At 64.6% G+C, this 17,176-nt stretch carries 16 protein-coding genes; 3 read left to right on the top strand and 13 right to left on the bottom strand.

Going from position 1 to position 17,176, the window contains the following annotated elements:
* Positions 1–32: 32 nt before the first annotated feature.
* The 8 genes from rseP to rpsB form a co-directional block, all read right to left on the bottom strand.
* Positions 33–1,172: an RIP metalloprotease RseP gene (gene rseP, locus GQY20_RS11700; RefSeq protein ID WP_157217238.1), complete on the bottom strand. Its 1,140-nt coding sequence runs from the start codon at positions 1,170–1,172 to the stop codon at positions 33–35.
* Positions 1,169–2,335 (bottom strand): 1-deoxy-D-xylulose-5-phosphate reductoisomerase, encoded by a 1,167-nt coding sequence (locus tag GQY20_RS11705; RefSeq protein ID WP_157217239.1) that lies wholly within the window; start codon positions 2,333–2,335, stop codon positions 1,169–1,171. The genes rseP and GQY20_RS11705 overlap by 4 nt, the downstream gene beginning before the upstream one ends.
* Positions 2,332–2,979, bottom strand: coding sequence for a phosphatidate cytidylyltransferase (locus GQY20_RS11710; RefSeq protein ID WP_332836088.1), 648 nt, complete (start codon positions 2,977–2,979; stop codon positions 2,332–2,334). The genes GQY20_RS11705 and GQY20_RS11710 overlap by 4 nt, the downstream gene beginning before the upstream one ends.
* Entirely contained in the window at positions 2,976–3,722 is a 747-nt protein-coding gene (locus tag GQY20_RS11715) for an isoprenyl transferase (protein WP_157217240.1), read from the bottom strand. Before GQY20_RS11715 ends, GQY20_RS11710 begins: the two co-directional genes overlap by 4 nt.
* Entirely contained in the window at positions 3,719–4,276 is a 558-nt protein-coding gene (gene frr / locus GQY20_RS11720; RefSeq protein WP_157217241.1) for a ribosome recycling factor, read from the bottom strand. The genes GQY20_RS11715 and frr overlap by 4 nt, the downstream gene beginning before the upstream one ends.
* Position 4,277: 1 nt before the next feature.
* Complete coding sequence (gene pyrH / locus GQY20_RS11725; protein ID WP_157217242.1) at positions 4,278–5,000, bottom strand: UMP kinase; 723 nt, start codon at positions 4,998–5,000, stop codon at positions 4,278–4,280.
* 186 nt (positions 5,001–5,186) lie between these two features.
* Positions 5,187–6,110 (bottom strand): translation elongation factor Ts, encoded by a 924-nt coding sequence (gene tsf / locus GQY20_RS11730; protein WP_157217243.1) that lies wholly within the window; start codon positions 6,108–6,110, stop codon positions 5,187–5,189.
* A 153-nt stretch (positions 6,111–6,263) separates the two neighbouring features.
* Entirely contained in the window at positions 6,264–7,016 is a 753-nt protein-coding gene (gene rpsB, locus GQY20_RS11735) for a 30S ribosomal protein S2 (protein WP_157217244.1), read from the bottom strand.
* Between the two features lie 209 nt (positions 7,017–7,225).
* On the opposite strand from rpsB, the gene GQY20_RS11740 reads away from it, so the two are divergent.
* Complete coding sequence (locus GQY20_RS11740) at positions 7,226–7,465, top strand: hypothetical protein (RefSeq protein WP_157217245.1); 240 nt, start codon at positions 7,226–7,228, stop codon at positions 7,463–7,465.
* Here the strand turns inward: GQY20_RS11740 and GQY20_RS11745 are convergent.
* The gene (locus tag GQY20_RS11745) at positions 7,428–8,204 is read right to left on the bottom strand and encodes a CDP-alcohol phosphatidyltransferase family protein (RefSeq protein WP_157217246.1); all 777 of its coding nucleotides are present in this window, start codon (positions 8,202–8,204) and stop codon (positions 7,428–7,430) included. The genes GQY20_RS11740 and GQY20_RS11745 overlap by 38 nt on opposite strands.
* Complete coding sequence (locus GQY20_RS11750; RefSeq protein ID WP_157217247.1) at positions 8,201–8,935, bottom strand: phosphatidylserine decarboxylase; 735 nt, start codon at positions 8,933–8,935, stop codon at positions 8,201–8,203. The genes GQY20_RS11745 and GQY20_RS11750 overlap by 4 nt, the downstream gene beginning before the upstream one ends.
* Positions 8,936–9,173: 238 nt before the next feature.
* Between GQY20_RS11750 and GQY20_RS11755 the strand changes: the two genes are divergently transcribed.
* Entirely contained in the window at positions 9,174–10,394 is a 1,221-nt protein-coding gene (locus tag GQY20_RS11755) for an NADP-dependent isocitrate dehydrogenase (RefSeq protein WP_157217248.1), read from the top strand.
* 160 nt (positions 10,395–10,554) lie between these two features.
* Positions 10,555–12,402 (top strand): cation:proton antiporter domain-containing protein, encoded by a 1,848-nt coding sequence (locus GQY20_RS11760; RefSeq protein ID WP_157217249.1) that lies wholly within the window; start codon positions 10,555–10,557, stop codon positions 12,400–12,402.
* 86 nt (positions 12,403–12,488) lie between these two features.
* Here GQY20_RS11760 and alaS read toward each other — a convergent pair whose 3' ends face one another.
* From alaS to recA, 3 genes are read right to left on the bottom strand one after another with little or no spacing between them, the layout of a single operon-like run.
* Positions 12,489–15,158 carry an alanine--tRNA ligase gene (gene alaS, locus GQY20_RS11765; RefSeq protein ID WP_157217250.1) on the bottom strand — a complete coding sequence of 890 codons (2,670 nt, stop codon included), beginning with the start codon at positions 15,156–15,158 and terminating at the stop codon, positions 12,489–12,491.
* A gap of 51 nt (positions 15,159–15,209) precedes the next feature.
* Positions 15,210–16,058 carry an agmatinase gene (gene speB / locus GQY20_RS11770; RefSeq protein ID WP_232476005.1) on the bottom strand — a complete coding sequence of 283 codons (849 nt, stop codon included), beginning with the start codon at positions 16,056–16,058 and terminating at the stop codon, positions 15,210–15,212.
* 29 nt (positions 16,059–16,087) lie between these two features.
* Positions 16,088–17,161 (bottom strand): recombinase RecA, encoded by a 1,074-nt coding sequence (gene recA, locus GQY20_RS11775; RefSeq protein WP_157217251.1) that lies wholly within the window; start codon positions 17,159–17,161, stop codon positions 16,088–16,090.
* Positions 17,162–17,176 lie beyond the last annotated feature (15 nt).

A 17,176-nucleotide genomic window follows, 5' to 3' on the forward strand; every position in this document is an offset into this window, starting at 1 on the left:
GCCAACCTTCCACCCACTCTAGCCCTGCCCGATCAGGATCGTCCGATCAACCCGGCAAGCCGCTGCCAGACACCGAAGGAACCGAGATCGTTCATCGTGACGAATACCATCAACGTGAGCAGCAAGGCGAGACCCGACCGAAACGCCCACTCCTGCGTCGCCGGAGTAAGCGGCCGCCGCCGGACCGCCTCGATTGCATAGAAGAAAAGATGGCCGCCATCCAGCAGAGGAACTGGCAAGAGGTTGATGAATCCGAGATTAATCGAGATCATCGTCATGAACATGACGACCTCGAACCAGCCGATCGACGCGACCTGCCCCGAAAACTGTGCGATCCTGAGCGGGCCGCCGAGCTCCGATGCCGCGCGGCGCCCGGTAATGACCTGGACCAGCGTATCGACCATCATGCGCACGCTCGACACCGTCTGGCCCACGGCGGCGGTCAGTACCTCATGTGGTTGAAGCGGGACGACGACGCGTTCGGCCGATGAAATGCCGAGCATTCCGATGCGGAAGACGTTGCCGAACCGGTCTTTCTCCTCGCGCACGCCGGGCGTTACCTTGAGGTGAACCTGGGTGGGGCCGCGATAGACATCCATGCGCAGTGTCTCGCCGGGGCGCAGGCTGACGATATCAGCAATATCCTCGAAGCGCTGGATTCCTTGTCCCGCGATCATGGTGATCCGGTCGCCCGGCCGGATGCCTGCGGCCTCGGCGGCGGAACCGGGGAGCACATGCGACACCACCGCCGGAGTGCGCGGCTCGCCGTAGAAGGAGAAGACCGCAGCAAAGACCGTGATGGCAAAGAGAAAATTTGCCATCGGTCCGGCGAGCACGATGATGAAGCGCTGCCACAGCTTCTTCGATTGGAAGGTCTTGGCCCGTTCCTCGGGCGGCAGCATCAGCCAGTCGTCGGTCGGTGCGCTCGCGGGGTTCATGTCGCCAGCGAACTTCACATAGCCGCCGAATGGCATCCAGCCGACCTTCCAGCGAGTGCCGCGCTTGTCGGTCCAACCGAGTATCTCGCGCCCGAAACCGATCGAGAAGGCATCCGCCTTCACCCCGCAGGCGCGGCCGGCGAAATAATGGCCCAGCTCGTGTATGAAAACCAAGGGTCCGATGACGAGCAGGAAGCTCAGGACCGTCATGATAACCCCAGGTGACTGCGTCACGCCGCCAATGCCTCCATCGCCCGCCCGGCCTCGCGCCGGGCACCCGCGTCGATCTCGAACACGTCGTCGAGCGTCGCAGGGGGCGGCGGATCGAACCGGTCGAGAACATCCGCGACGATGGCGGCAATATCTAGGAAAGCAACTCGTTTACCAAGAAAGGCCGCCACGGCGACCTCGTTGGCGGCATTGAGGACGGCAGGCCGTGCACCTCCAGCGACGAGAGCGGCCTTGGCCAGTCCCAAGGCAGGAAAGCGATCGATGTCCGGTGCTTCGAAATCCAGCCGCCCGACCGCGGCGAGATCGAGCGGCGCGCACGGCGTCTTCATGCGCGTCGGCCACGCCAGGGTATGCGCAATCGGCGTGCGCATGTCCGGCGTGCCGAGCTGCGCGAGCACCGATCCGTCGATATACTCCACCATCGAGTGGACGACCGACTGGGGATGGACGATCACGTCGAACCGATCTACCCCCACCGGAAAGAGGTGGTAGGCCTCGATAAGCTCCAGCCCCTTGTTCATCAGCGTCGCCGAATCGATCGAGATCTTGGCGCCCATCGACCAGTTGGGGTGTTTGACCGCCTGCTCCGGCGTGACCGATGCCATCTCGGCACGCGTCCAGGTACGGAACGGACCGCCGCTGGCAGTCAGGATGACGCGCCGGACGCGCGAGGCGTCCTCATGGTCGAAACATTGGAAAACCGCATTATGCTCGGAATCGACCGGAAGCAGCGTCGCGCCGCGCTGCCGCGCCGCACCCGTCATGAGATCACCGGCGGAGACCAGCGACTCCTTGTTGGCAAGCGCGATCGTGCCGCCGCGCTGAAGCGCGGCCATGACCGGCTTGAGCCCGGCCGCGCCGACGATCGCCGCCATCGTCCAGTCCGCCCGCTCGGCGGCGACATCGACGATCGCATCATGACCGGCCGCCGCCTGCACCCCGCTGCCATCCAACGCAGCACGGAGATCCGCCAGCAGCGCCGCATCGCCGATGACGGCGATTCGCGCGCGCGTCCGCCTTGCAGCGGCGGCGAGGCCGGCAACGTCGCGCTGCGCCGTCAGGGCCACGACTTCGAATGCCTCGGGCTCGCGCTCGATCAGATCCAGCGTCGAGGTGCCGATCGAGCCCGTCGCTCCGAGTATGGTTATCGAACGCCGTCCGCTCATACCGCGATCCATCCACTAAAATATGCCAAGCCGGTCAGCAACGCGACCGGCAACAGACCGTCGAGCCGATCCAGAACTCCGCCATGGCCCGGCAGCAGCTTTCCCGAATCCTTCACGCCCGCGCGCCGCTTCAGCGAACTTTCGAAAAGGTCGCCGCATTGGGCCGCCACCGCCAGCAATGGCGCCAGCAACAAAAGCCCGGTCGCCAAACCGCACAGGTGAACGACAAGCCCGCCGCCGATACTGGCACCGATCACGCCGCCGATAAGGCCGGACCAGGTTTTCCCCGGGCTGATCGATGGCGCGAGCTTCGGACCGCCGAAGCTCCGCCCCGTGAAATAGGCCAGTATGTCCGTCGCCCATGTCACGATGAACACCCATAGCACGATCGCGCCGTCGTCCAGCGACCGAAGCCAGGTCAGCGCGGCGGCCGAGGACGCGATGTACACAATGCCGATCGCGAGCCAGTGCAATCCGCGTCTCCGCGTGAGGCCGTGCCATTCGACGAGCATCGCTACGGCAGCAAGCGCAACGAGGAGGCCGAACGCCCAACCGCCTGCCCACAGGGCGAGCACGGCGACCACGATCAGCCCAGTGCCGACGAGGCTCCGCGTCGCCAATTCACCCATTGGTCTGGTCGTCACAGGCCTCCGTAACGTCTTTCGCGCCGTCCGTAGGCGGCAACCGCGTCGCGCAGCGCATCGCCGTTGAAGTCCGGCCACAGCGTATCCACGAACATCAACTCGGCATAGGCCGCCTGCCAAAGCAGGAAATTGGATAACCGCGTCTCGCCTGAGGTGCGAATCAGCAGATCCAGCGGCGGCAGACCCTGGGTGTCCAGACGGCTCTCAAAAACCTCGGCATCGATCGCCGCCGGATCGAGCAGCCCCGCCTTGGCATCGGCTGCAAGAGAGCGAGCCACCCGCACGAGCTCGTCCTGTGCACCGTAATTGAGCGCTATCACGAGCGTAAGACCGCGATTATGGGCGGTCCGTTCGCTCGCTTCTTCCAGCATGCGCACCAGATCGGATTCCAGGCGACTGTGGTCGCCGATGATGCGGAAACGGACGCCATTCGCATCGAGTTCGTCGATCTCGCTGCGCAGATAATGGCGCAACAGTCCCATCAGATCGGAAATCTCGTCTGCCGGGCGCCGCCAATTCTCCGAAGAGAAAGCATAGAGGGTCAGCGCCTCGATGCCGAGCTCCCCGGCGGTTCGCACGGCCGCGCGAACCGCATCGGCCCCCTTCCGGTGCCCTGCGACACGCGGCAGCATGCGCTTCTTCGCCCAGCGTCCGTTGCCGTCCATGATTATGGCGACGTGGCGCGGGACGACCCCCGCCCCACCTCCGGACGCCGGCTCCGGCCTGGCGGGAGCGGAGCTCACTTGCCGAGGATTTCCTTTTCCTTGGCCGAAGCGGCGCCATCGATCTCGGCGATGGTCGAATCGGTCAGCTTCTGCACGTCGGTTTCGCGGCGCTTACGCTCGTCCTCGCCGATTTCGCCTTTTTTCTCGTCGGTCTTGAGAGCGTCCATGCCATCGCGGCGGACGTTGCGCGCCGCGACGCGGGCCTTCTCCGCATATTGGCCGGCCAGCTTGGCCAGTTCCTTGCGGCGCTCCTCGGTGAGATCCGGGATCGGCAGGCGCAGATTCTGACCATCGACGATCGGATTGAGACCGAGCCCGGCCGAACGGATCGCTTTGTCGACCGGGCCGACATTCGACCGGTCCCACACCTGCACATGGAGCATGCGCGGTTCCGGTGCGGAAACTGTGGCAACCTGGTTGATCGGCATATGGGCGCCATAGACCTCGACGGTTACCGGATCGAGCAGCGTGGTCGATGCGCGGCCCGTGCGCAAGCCGGCCAGATCATGCTTCAGCGCCTCGACCGCGCCGTGCATGCGCCGCTCCAGATCCGCCTTGTTATAGGCTGCCATGTCACATCTCCTCGTTCTGGACGACCGTTGCTGTGCCTTCGCCGGCAAGCACGCGGGCCAGATTGCCCTGCTCGCGAATGTTGAAGACGACGATCGGGATGTTGTTGTCGCGGCACAGCGCCACCGCACTGGCGTCCATTACCTTCAGATCATCCGACAGGACCTTGCTGAAAGTAACTGTATCGTAACGCTTTGCCGTGGGAATCTTCTTCGGATCGGCATCATAGACGCCGTCGACGGAGGTGCCTTTGAACAGCGCGTCGCAGCCCATCTCGGCTGCGCGCAACGCCGCCGCGCTGTCGGTTGTGAAATAGGGATTGCCGGTGCCCGCGGCGAAGATGACGATCCGCCCCTTCTCTATATGCCGCTCAGCGCGGCGCCGGATGAAGGGTTCGCACACCGTGTTCATCGGAATCGCCGATTGGACGCGCGTGTCGACGCCGATCTGTTCCAGCGCATTCTGCACCGCCAGTGCATTCATGACCGTGGCCAGCATGCCCATATAATCGGCACTGGTCCGTTCGAAGCCGCGCGCCGCTGCTGCAAGGCCGCGGAAGATATTGCCCCCGCCGACTACGAGGCACAGCTCATGATTGCGGGCGACACCGGCGATCTCGTCCGCCACGCGCGCAACGGTTTCGGGGTCGATGCCGAACTGGCCGGGCCCCATCAGCACCTCGCCCGAGAGTTTGAGGAGGATGCGGTTGAAGCGCGGGCGTGTCATCGCCTGTCTGATTTCCATTCTTGCTGGTCGGGACGGCGCGGACCTTAGAGAGGACATCGGCCGATGCCAAGGAGGCTTTCGCCAATTCGCCTCACCTGAAAAGCGAGGGTAGAACGGCTCCCACGGCCGTCCCGGGAAGGGCGGCTTGGCGACCGCCCTTCCCTTCGAACAGATCGTCGGCGCGGATCAGACGCCCGCGGCCGCGGCGACTTCCGCCGCGAAGTCCGATTCCTTCTTCTCGATGCCTTCACCGAGCTGGAAGCGCACATAATCCTTCAGCACGATCGGTGCGCCAGCTTCCTTGGCGGCCGAGGCGATGACGTCCTGAACCGGCGTCTTGTTATCCATCACGAACAGCTGGCTGAGCAGCGCATTCTCCTTGCGGAACTTTGCGATCGCACCGTCCACCATCTTCTCGACGATATTGGCGGGCTTGCCCGATTCGGCTGCCTTTTCAGCCGCGATCGCGCGCTCGCGCTCGATCGTGTCGGCATCCAGGCCGTCGGCGGTCAGTGCCTGCGGGTTGGCGGCTGCGATGTGCATCGCCAGCTGCTTGCCCAGCGCCTCGAGCTTCTCGACCGGAGCCGCGCTCTCCAGCGCCACGAGCACGCCGATCTTGCCGAGGCCCGGCGCAGCTGCGTTGTGGACATAAGGAATCACCGCGCCCTCGGCGACCTCGACGGTCTTCGCGCGGCGCAGCGCCTGTTGCTCGCCGATGGTGGCGATGTTGCTGGTCAGCTTCTCCGCGACCGTGCCGCCCTCGGGATGGCTCGCCGAGGCCAGCGCGTCGATGTCATTGCCGGTGTCGAGCGCGATCTCGCTGACCGACTTCACGAAGGACTGGAACTGGTCATTCTTCGCGACGAAGTCGGTTTCCGAGTTGACTTCGACCACCGCACCCTTGGTGCCCTTGACGGCCACGCCGACGAGGCCTTCGGCAGCCTGACGGCCGGCCTTCTTGGCGGCCGCGGCGAGCCCCTTGGTCCGCAGCCAGTCGACCGCGGCCTCCATGTCGCCGCCGGCTTCGGCCAGCGCCTTCTTGCAGTCCATCATGCCGGCGCCGGTACGGTCGCGCAGTTCCTTGACAGTCGCGGCAGTCACTTCCGCCATGTCCTTGTCCTTTCGATCTTCTCAAAAATAAGCTGCCCCAGCAGAGGCCCGTGGCGTCGCCGCTCGGAGCCTTTCAGCCGGGGCCGCTCGAAAACGGGTCGCCCCGCATCGCACGATCCCGGCGCGATGCCGCGCCGGGATGCAGGAAAAATGTTACGCCAGCGCTTCTTCCGCGGGCGGCTCGGCAAGAGCGCCGAGATCTTCGCCGCGGGCGGCGCGGCCACCCTGGTTGCCCTGGGTCGCAGCGTCGGCGATCGCATCGCAGTAGAGGCGGATGGCGCGCGCGGCGTCGTCATTCGCGGGAACCGGGAAAGCGATGCCCGACGGATCGACGTTCGAATCGAGGATCGCGACGACCGGGATGCCCAGCGTGTTCGCTTCCTTGATCGCCAGCTCTTCCTTGTTGGCGTCGATCACGAACATGATGTCCGGGATACCGCCCATGTCGCGAATGCCGCCGAGCGAAAGCTCGAGCTTGTCGCGCTCACGGGTGAGCTGAAGCACTTCCTTCTTGGTCAGGCCGTGCGTGTCGCCCGAAAGCTGCTCCTCGAGCGCCTTGAAGCGCTTGATCGAGTTGGAGATCGTCTTCCAGTTGGTGAGCATGCCGCCCAGCCAGCGATGATTGACGAAATGCTGTCCGGAGCGGCGCGCCGCCTCGGCGATCGGCTCCTGCGCCTGGCGCTTGGTGCCGACGAACAGTACCTTGCCGCCATGGGCGACGGTGGCCGCCACGAAATCGAGAGCGCGCGCGAACAGCGGCACGGTCTGCGACAGATCGATGATGTGAATCCCGTTGCGATCGCCGAAGATGTACGGTTTCATCTTCGGGTTCCAGCGATGGGTCTGGTGGCCGAAATGCGCGCCCGCATCGAGCAACGCCTGCATGGAGACGGTGGGAGCCGCCATAGGTCTTTCTCCTTCCGGTTTTACCTCTGCGGAGCAGTGACTCGAGCAAACCCGAGCACCGGTATGTGCGCCCCGCATGTGGAATGGGGCGCCGCTTAATCGCAAAATTCCCTCAAATCAAGGCTTGACCTTAGAACAAAAAGAGAACAGTCAGGAACGGACGATGCGACAGGCCGTTCAGCGCGCACTCTGCTCGGGACGATGGCCTATTGCACTATGCGGTTTTGGAGGCGGCAATGCTTCACATTCTGTCAACGATCTATTTCTCGGGCATGCTGTTCGTCGTGATCGCCGGCATGGCGGTCACGCTGATCGGTGAATGGAGCGAAATCAGTCGCATTCTCCATGGCCGGAGTAGCGGCGCGGCCGGCATGCTCCCGCCGGTGCGTATGACAGCCCGGCGTCGTCGGGCTATGCCGCGTCCTGCTGTGCTGCGCGAAGCCGCCTGACGCGGGCATAGCCCCGGATGCTGAACGGTATCGTCGCCAGATAGAGGATCGCGACGACCGTCAAAGTGGCCCAGGGCGCCGAGATCAGGGCGCCTCCGAGGAGAGCGACGACCAGGATCACTTCCAGCCGGATGCCGCGACGCGGTTTGAGCGCTGACCAACTGTAGGTCGCGAGGCTGGAGATCATGAGGAACGCGACCAGCGCGGCCCATGGCGCGACCAGCCAAGTTTCGCTGAACAGGGCGTTGCCCGTCCAAAGCCATAGATACATGGGCAGGAAGAGCAGGGCGGCTCCGCCGGGAGCGGGAATGCCGGTGAGGAATCCGGCCGATTTGTGGGGTTGCTCCACCGCATCGATGTTGGCGTTGAAGCGCGCGAGGCGCAGAGCGCAGCACACCGCATGGGCCAGCGAGAAAATCCAGCCGAATTGAGGGAGATGCTGGAGAGACCAGAGATAGAGGATGATCGCCGGAGACACTCCGAAGGCAATCACGTCTGACAGCGAATCGAGTTCTGCGCCGAAGCGGGTCTCGCCTTTCAGAAGGCGGGCGATACGGCCATCTATGCCGTCGAGTACCGCAGCGATGATGATCGATCCGAGCGCGCGCTCCCATTCGCCGCCGATCGCAAAACGCATGCCGGTAAGGCCGAAGCACAGAGCAAGCGCCGTCACCGCATTAGGAACGAGCGCTCGCAACGGGATACCGCGCCGGGCGCTGTCGCGCCGGATATCGCTCATTGCGCGACGCCGCCGACCCTGTCGGTCTCGCCCAATTTGGCGAGGACGGTTTCACCCGCGATCGTGCGTTGACCGAGGGCGACGCGGGGCTGGGTGCCGGCGGGCAGGTAGACGTCGACACGGCTGCCGAAGCGGATGAGACCGACGCGCTGGCCCGCGGCCACGATGTCGCCGGTCTTCACGAACGGCACGATACGGCGCGCGACGAGGCCGGCGATCTGGGTGAAGCCGATGCGGGTGCCATCCAGGCCCTCGACCAGGAAATGCTGCCGCTCATTGTCCTCGCTGGCCTTGTCCAGGTCGGCGTTGAGAAACTTGCCCGAAATATAGACCACGCGCCGGATCGTGCCGGTGATCGGCGAACGGTTAATATGCACGTCGAACACGCTCATGAAAATCGACACGCGCATCATCGGCTCGAAGCCGAGACCATCCTCGCCCGCCATTTCCTTGGGCGGCGGGACCGCCTGGATCAAGGTGATCAGCCCGTCTGCCGGGGCGACGATGAAGCCCTCCCCTTTCGGCGTGGTTCGGATCGGATCGCGGAAGAAGGCTGCTACCCAGATGGTCACGCCAGCCATCAGCCAGGCGAGCGTCGTCCAATGGAGGATCGCGAAGAGCAGCACGATCGCCGCAGCGATGACCACGAATTTCCTGCCGTCGGGGTGAACCGACGGGAAGCGCCATTTGATGGTGGGGGTGCCGCCGTCCGGCGGAATGATGGAAGCCATCGCGCTATCTTAGAACAACGTGTCGGAAAGAGGGAGCCAGTTTTCCTAAAAATCGGCGCCGAGACGCCGTGATGTGAACGCACAGGCCGAATTCGGGCAGGAATTGCTTGTCCGGCCATGATCGCGCGCCATCGTGGTCCGGCCACAATCCGACGCCGCCCAGCGGCAGTTGATCGCGCGCATTTCAGGCCCTAGACGCGTGCCACATGATTTTCGGTCCCCAGGAGAAAGCGAGCCCATGGCTAAGATCAAGGTGAAGACCCCGGTCGTCGAGATGGACGGCGACGAGATGACCCGCATCATCTGGCAGTGGATTCGCGAGCGGCTGATCCTCCCTTATCTCGACATCGATCTCGACTATTATGATCTCGGCATCGAGAAGCGCGACGAGACGAACGACCAGATCACCATCGACAGCGCCAAGGCGACTCAGAAGTATGGCGTCGCCGTGAAGTGCGCGACGATCACGCCGGACGAGGCTCGCGTCGAGGAATTCAAGCTCAAGAAGATGTGGAAGTCGCCGAACGGCACGATCCGCAACATTCTGGGCGGCGTCGTGTTCCGCGAGCCGATCGTGATCAAGAATGTTCCCAGGCTGATCCCGGGCTGGACCGACCCGATCGTCGTCGGCCGCCACGCTTTCGGCGACCAGTATCGCGCGACCGATTTCCTGATCCCGGGACCCGGCAAGCTGAAGATGGTCTGGACCGGCACGGACGGCCAGACGATCGAAGAGGAGGTGTTCGACTTCCCCGGCTCCGGCGTCGCGATGGGCATGTACAATCTCGACCAGTCGATTCGCGACTTCGCCAAGGCGAGCATGAACTATGCGCTCGACCGTGGCTGGCCGCTCTATCTCTCGACCAAGAACACCATCCTCAAGGCCTATGACGGCCGCTTCAAGGATCTGTTCCAGGAGGTCTTCGACGCCGATTTCGCCGACAAGTTCAAGGCTGCCGGCATCACCTACGAGCACCGCCTGATCGACGACATGGTCGCCTCCGCGCTCAAGTGGAGCGGCAAGTTCGTGTGGGCCTGCAAGAATTATGATGGCGACGTGCAGTCGGATCAGGTTGCGCAGGGCTTCGGCTCGCTGGGCCTGATGACCTCGGTGCTGATGTCGCCGGACGGCAAGACGATCGAGGCCGAGGCGGCGCATGGCACGGTGACGCGGCACTATCGCATGCACCAGGAGGGCAAGCAGACCTCCACCAACCCGATCGCGTCGATCTTCGCGTGGACGCAGGGCCTGTCTTTCCGTGGCAAGTTCGACGGCACGCCGGACGTGACGCGCTTCGCCGAGACGCTGGAGAGGGTCTGCATCGAGACCGTCGAGAGCGGCGGCATGACCAAGGATCTGGCGATCCTGATCGGACCGGACCAGCCCTGGATGACCACCGAGCAGTTCTTCGAGGCGATCCGCACCAACCTCGAGAAAGCGATGGGCGAGTGGAAGTAAGGCCAGCCTGCTGATCCACGAGCGACGAAGGCCCGCCCCGGATGATCGGGGCGGGCCTTTTTGCTTCACCCCGGGTGCAGGCAGGCAAGTGTGAAATAAGGTTCATCTTAGCGCATCAGCACTGCTGACATTCCCCGCAAAGGCCGCATAATGTCGCCCTATGGCGACAGGGGTTCATTCAGCCGGATTCAGCGATGCGCTGGTCATCCTCGGTGCGGCGGGTATCGTAATACCGGCCTTCGCACGCTTTCGGGTCAACCCCGTCATCGGGTTCATCCTGGTCGGCGTGCTGGCGGGCCCCTATGGGCTCGGATCGCTGGTCGACAGGGCACCCTGGCTCTACCATGTCACCATATCCAATCCGGCCGCGATCGAGCCCTTCGCCGAATTCGGCATCGTGCTGCTGCTCTTCTCTATCGGGCTGGAGCTGTCGTTCCGGCGCCTGTGGGCGATGCGCAGCGAGGTGTTCGGGCTGGGCGCGGCCGAGCTCGTCCTGTCCGGCCTGATCATCGGCACCGCGCTGCATTTCGCGCTGCCGGGCCTGCCCTGGGCGGGCTCGTTCGGCCTCGGCGTCGCGCTCACCCTCTCCTCCACCGCGCTCGTCCTGCCGATGGCGGGGATGACCAGTCCGGTCGGCCGCACCTCCTTCGCGATGCTGCTGTTCGAGGATCTGGCGCTGGTGCCGGTGATCTTCATCCTCGGCGCGATCGCGCCGCGGGCGGGCGATGCCGGCGTCGACGGCCTCATCCACACGCTATGGACCGGCGTGCTGACGATCGCGATGATGCTGCTGATCGGCCGCTTCCTGCTTCCGCGCCTGTTCGCCCAAGCGGCGCGGACGAAGAGCCCGGAACTGTTCCTGTCGATCAGCCTGCTGGTCGTCATCCTCTCGTCGATCGCCACCGCCGCGACCGGGCTCTCGCCGATCGTCGGCGCGCTGATCGCCGGCCTGCTGATCGCCGAGACCGAATATCATTCCGAGGTCGAGCTGGTCACGTCGCCCTTCAAGGGACTGGCGCTCGGCGTGTTCCTGATCACCGTCGGCATGGGGCTGGACCTGCGCGCGGTGATGGCCAACTGGCCGACGCTGCTGGTCGCGGTGGCGGGCGTCGTCATCGTGAAGACGGCGGTGATGACCGGACTGTTGCGGATGGTGGGCACCCGCATGGGCGTCGCCGCCGAGATCGGCTTCCTGATGGCCTCGCCATCGGAAACCACGCTGATCGTGCTCGGCACCGCATTGCAGGCCGGGCTCATCGATTCCGCGACCGCCGCCTTCTGGCAGACAGTGACCGCGATCGGCCTGATCCTCACGCCGGTGCTGGCGCTGGTCGGGCGCCGGGCGGCACGCACGGTGGAGAGCGACGACGCCAGCGCGATCGAAAGCGCGGACGATTGGTTCGGCGAGAAACGCTCGGTCATCATCGGCATGGGCCGGGTCGGCACGCTGATCGCCGAGATGCTGCGCGAACACAAGCAACCCTATCTGGCGGTGGACGCCGACATCGACACGGTCGAGCGCGCGCGCCGAGAGGGCTATAATGTGATGTTCGGGGACATTTCCCGGCCGGGCATGATCGAAAGGCTCGATCTCGGCCGTGCGAGCTCGGTGATCCTGACGATGGACGATCCCGTCCAGATCGTCCACATCACCCGCCGTATCCGGCGGATGTTCGCCGAACTGCCGCTGGTCGTGCGGGCCCGCGATGCCAATCATGCGGCCGAGCTCTATCGGGCTGGCGCGACGGACGCGGTGCCGGAAACCCTCGAATCCTCATTGCAGCTATCCGAAGCGGTGCTGGTCGATCTCGGTCTCGCCATGGGGCCGGTGATCGAATCGATCCATCGCAAGCGGGCCGAAATGCGCGACCGGATCGTCGAGATGTCCCAGATGCGGCGCGACCCGATCACCCGCAAGCGCACCGAGGAACCGAGCCCGGCCCCCCGGCCGGCCGAAGTGGACGTGGCTCTGCCCGACCCGCCGCCGCCTGGCGCCGTCGGGGCCTGAGCGGCGGTTCCGCTTTTCCGCTTTCGGTACGGGCCTGCCTTCCCGTTGTTGCCATCCGGGATCAAGCCCGGAATGCCGAAGGAAAATCAGGCCTCGGCTGGAACGCCGCCGAGCGCAGCCTTCACGTCCTGGATCGCGGCGAGCGCCTGGCCGCCGTCGGGACCGCCACCCTGCGCCATGTCGGGCCGACCGCCGCCGCCCTGCCCGCCGAGCGTCGCCACGGCGCGCTTGACCAGGGCCACGGCATCGTGACTGGCGACGAGATCGGGCGTGACGCCCACCGCGACGCTGGCGCGGCCGTCATTGACTGCAACCAGCACGGCCACGCCGGAACCGAGCCGCTTCTTCGCATCGTCGACGAGACCGCGCAGCCCCTTGGGATCGAGCCCTTCAATCACCTGGCCGATAAAGGCGATGCCGTTGACATGCTCGGGGCCTGCAGCCTCGCTCTTCGCCCCGCCACCGCCGAGCGCGAGCGCCTTCCTGGCTTCGGCCAGCTCGCGCTCGAGCCGGCGGCGATCCTCGATCAGCGACGCGACGCGCTGCGGCACTTCCTCCGGAGATGCCTTGAGCGCGGCAGCGGCTTCCTTCAGCCGATCTTCACGCTGGGTGAGCCACTGGCGCGCCGCTTCGCCGGTCAGCGCCTCGATACGACGCACGCCTGACGAGACCGCGCTTTCCGACACGATCTTGAACAAGGCGATGTCGCCGAGCGCCGAAACATGGGTGCCGCCGCACAGCTCCACCGAATAGGAGCTATCAGCGTCGCCGCCCTGCCCCATCGAGAGCACGCGCACCTCTTCGCCATATTTCTCGCCGAACAGCGCCATGGCACCGGCGGCGATCGCCTCGTCCGGGGTCATCAGCCGGGTGGTGACATCGTCATTGGCGCGGATATGCGCGTTCACATCGGCTTCCACCGCTGCGATCTCGGCCGGGCTCATCGCCTTGGGATGCGAGAAATCGAAACGCAGCCGATCGGCTGCAACGAGGCTGCCCTTCTGCGTCACATGGCCGCCGAGACGGTTGCGGAGCGCGGCGTGCAGCAAATGGGTAGCGCTATGATTGGCACGCAGGCGCGAGCGGCGCTCGACATCGACCGACAGATGGACCGCATCGCCGACCTTGACCGTGCCGCTCTCGATCCGCGCCTGATGCGCTTGGAGCCGACCCAGTGGCTTGGAGGTGTCGCCGACCACGGCATGGAAGCCGGCATCATTGTCGATCGTGCCCGCATCGCCAGCCTGACCGCCGCTTTCTCCATAGAAAGGCGTCTGATTGGTGACGATCGTCACCGCATCGCCCGCACTGGCGCTGTCGATACGCGCACCGTCCTTGACGATGGCGAGCACCTGACCTTCGCCCTCATGGCTGACATAGCCGGTGAATTCGGTGCTGCCGAATTCTTCGGCGATATCGAACCAAATCTCGTCGGACGCCTTTTCGCCGGAGCCCTTCCACGCCTCGCGGGCCTTGCGCTTCTGCTCGGCCATCGCCTCGTCGAAACCCGCGCGGTCCACGGCGAGGTCCTGGGCGCGCAACGCATCCTCGGTGAGATCGTAAGGGAAGCCGAACGTATCGTAGAGCTTGAATGCGACGGCGCCGGGCAGCGTGTCGCCGGGCTTCATCGCGCCCGTCGCTTCGTCGAGCAGGCGCAAGCCATTGGCGAGCGTCTGACGGAAGCGCGTCTCCTCGAGCTTCAGCGTCTCCTCGATCAGCGGCTGCGCGCGGACGAGCTCGGGATAGGCGACGCCCATCTCCGCGACGAGCGCCGGCACCAGCCGGTACATCAGCGGCTCGCTGGCGCCAAGCAGATGGGCATGGCGCATCGCCCGGCGCATGATCCGGCGCAGCACGTAGCCGCGACCCTCATTGGCCGGCAGCACGCCATCGGCGACGAGGAAGCCGGAGGCACGCAGGTGATCCGCGATGACGCGGTGGCTCGCCTTCATCGGGCCCGCCGTATCGCTGCGGGTGAGTTCGCCCGAAGCGGCGATCAGCGCCTTGAACGTGTCGGTATCATAATTGTCGTGCACGCCCTGGAGCACGGCGGCGATCCGCTCCAGCCCCATGCCGGTGTCGATCGACGGCTTGGGCAGATCGACACGGGTTTCCTTGTCGACCTGCTCATATTGCATGAAGACGAGGTTCCAGATCTCGACGAAGCGATCGCCATCCTCATCCGGGCTGCCCGGAGGGCCGCCGGGAATGTGATCGCCGTGATCGAAGAAAATCTCCGAACAGGGGCCGCAAGGGCCGGTATCGCCCATCGCCCAGAAATTGTCCGAGGTCGGGATGCGGATGATCCGGCTTTCCGGCAGGCCGGCGATCTTGCGCCACAGATCATAGGCCTCGTCATCGGTATGATAGACGGTGACGGTCAGCCGATCCGCGCTGATCCCCCACTCGCGGGTGATCAGATTCCAGGCGAGGCCGATCGCGCGTTCCTTGAAATAATCGCCGAACGAGAAATTGCCGAGCATCTCGAAGAAGGTGTGGTGCCGCGCGGTATAGCCCACATTGTCGAGATCATTGTGCTTGCCCCCGGCACGGACGCACTTCTGGCTCGACGTCGCCGTGGAATAGGGGCGCGTTTCCAGGCCGGTGAAGACGTTCTTGAACGGCACCATGCCGGCGTTGGTGAACATCAGCGTCGGATCGTTGTGCGGCACCAGCGGCGCCGAAGGCACGACGCGATGCCCCTCGGATCCGAAGTAATCGAGGAAGGAACGGCGGATGTCGTTGGTCGATGTCATAGCCGCGACTTAAGCGACCTCGACGCGCTTGAGAAGATCGCAGCCCAAACTTTAGCTCCGAAATGCGAAGCCGTTGCGCATGGCGAGCGCCGCAAGCTCCTTCACCATCTTGGCGGCGAGGATCGCGGTCATGCCGTTCACGTCCCGCGACGGATTCAGCTCGACCACGTCGGCGCCGACGATCGGTGCGGCCTGGCGATCGAGCAGCGCCAGCACCTCGCGCACGGTGAGACCGCCCGGCTCGATATGCGAGACGCCGGGAGCAACTGCGGGATCGAAACCATCCATGTCCAGACTGATGTAGAGCGGTCCTTCCAGCACCGGCACGGCATCGATGTGATATCCGAGCATCGGCACGATGCGCACGCCGAAGCGATCTGCCTGCTCGCGTCCGTGGCGATTGAGGGTACGGATGCCGACCTGGACGAGGCCATGTGCAAAACCGCCCTCCATGATGCGGGCGAAGGGCGAGGCATGGCTGCGCGGATCGCCTTCGAAATCATCGTAGAGATCGTGATGCGCGTCGATATGAAGGATATTCACCGGGCCGATCGCCTGAGCGATGCGGCGCACGATCGGAAAGGTCACCGAATGATCGCCGCCGAGCGAGATCGGGACGCCTCCTGCCGCCAGCGCAGCGCCGATGGCGGCATCGATCTGCGCATCGTCGCTGTCCACCGCCTCGACGAGCGGCAGATCGCCCCAGTCGTGCACGCCGATATCAGTCCCGAATTCGCCACCGAGCTCGGCCGAAGCATTGGAGTGCGCACTTGCAAGAGCGGCGCGGATCGCGGCCGGAGCCGCGGCCGCGCCGCGCAGGAAGGAACTGTGACTGTCGGTCGGCAGACCGATCAGGTGAACCTGGCGAAGCCATGGCTTAGTGGATCGGACCTCCGACAAGAGCGGATGCTTTTGTCGGATACGATCCACTAGATATCGTCACCCTCTTCGGGGCCTGCCATCAGCGCCTCGCCGACCGCCTCGGTCTTGCCGCGAATCGCTTTCTCGATCCGATCGGTCATTTCAGGATTTTCGCGCAGCCAGTTCTTCGCATTCTCCCGGCCCTGCCCGATTCGGATCGAATCATAGGAGAACCAGGCGCCCGACTTCTCGACGATACCGGCCTTGACGCCGAGATCGAGAATCTCGCCGACCTTCGAAATGCCTTCGCCATACATGATGTCGAATTCGACCTGCTTGAACGGCGGGGCGACCTTGTTCTTCACCACCTTCACGCGCGTGGTGTTGCCGACGATATCGTCGCGATCCTTGATCTGGCCGGTACGACGGATGTCGAGACGGACGGACGCATAGAATTTCAGAGCATTGCCGCCGGTGGTCGTCTCCGGATTGCCGTACATCACGCCGATCTTCATGCGAATCTGGTTGATGAAGATCACGAGGCAGCGCGAGCGGCTGATCGAGCCGGTGAGCTTACGCAGAGCCTGGCTCATCAGGCGGGCCTGCAGGCCGACATGGCTGTCGCCCATCTCGCCCTCGATTTCGGCGCGCGGCACCAGTGCGGCGACCGAATCGACGACGAGCACGTCGATCGCATTGGAACGGACCAGCGTGTCGGTGATCTCCAGCGCCTGCTCACCCGTATCCGGCTGCGAGACGATCAGTTCGTCGATATCGACGCCCAGCTTCTTGGCATAGACCGGATCGAGCGCATGCTCCGCGTCGACGAACGCCGCCGTGCCGCCTGCTTTCTGCGCTTCCGCAATGGCATGCAGCGCGAGCGTGGTCTTGCCCGAGCTTTCCGGACCGAACACCTCGATGATGCGGCCGCGCGGCAAGCCGCCGATGCCGAGCGCGATGTCGAGGCCGAGCGAACCGGTCGAGACCGCCTCGATCTCGATCTTCTCGCGCGAACCGAGCTTCATTGCCGATCCCTTGCCGAAGGCGCGATCGATCTGGGCGAGCGCGGCGTCGAGGGCCTTTTGTCTATCCATGCCTGCTGTCTGTCCTTCGGAACCGATGATCTTGAGTTGTGCGGCCATCGCAATCGTCCTTCT

Source organism: Flavisphingomonas formosensis (assembly GCF_009755815.1).
GTDB lineage: Bacteria > Pseudomonadota > Alphaproteobacteria > Sphingomonadales > Sphingomonadaceae > Flavisphingomonas > Flavisphingomonas formosensis.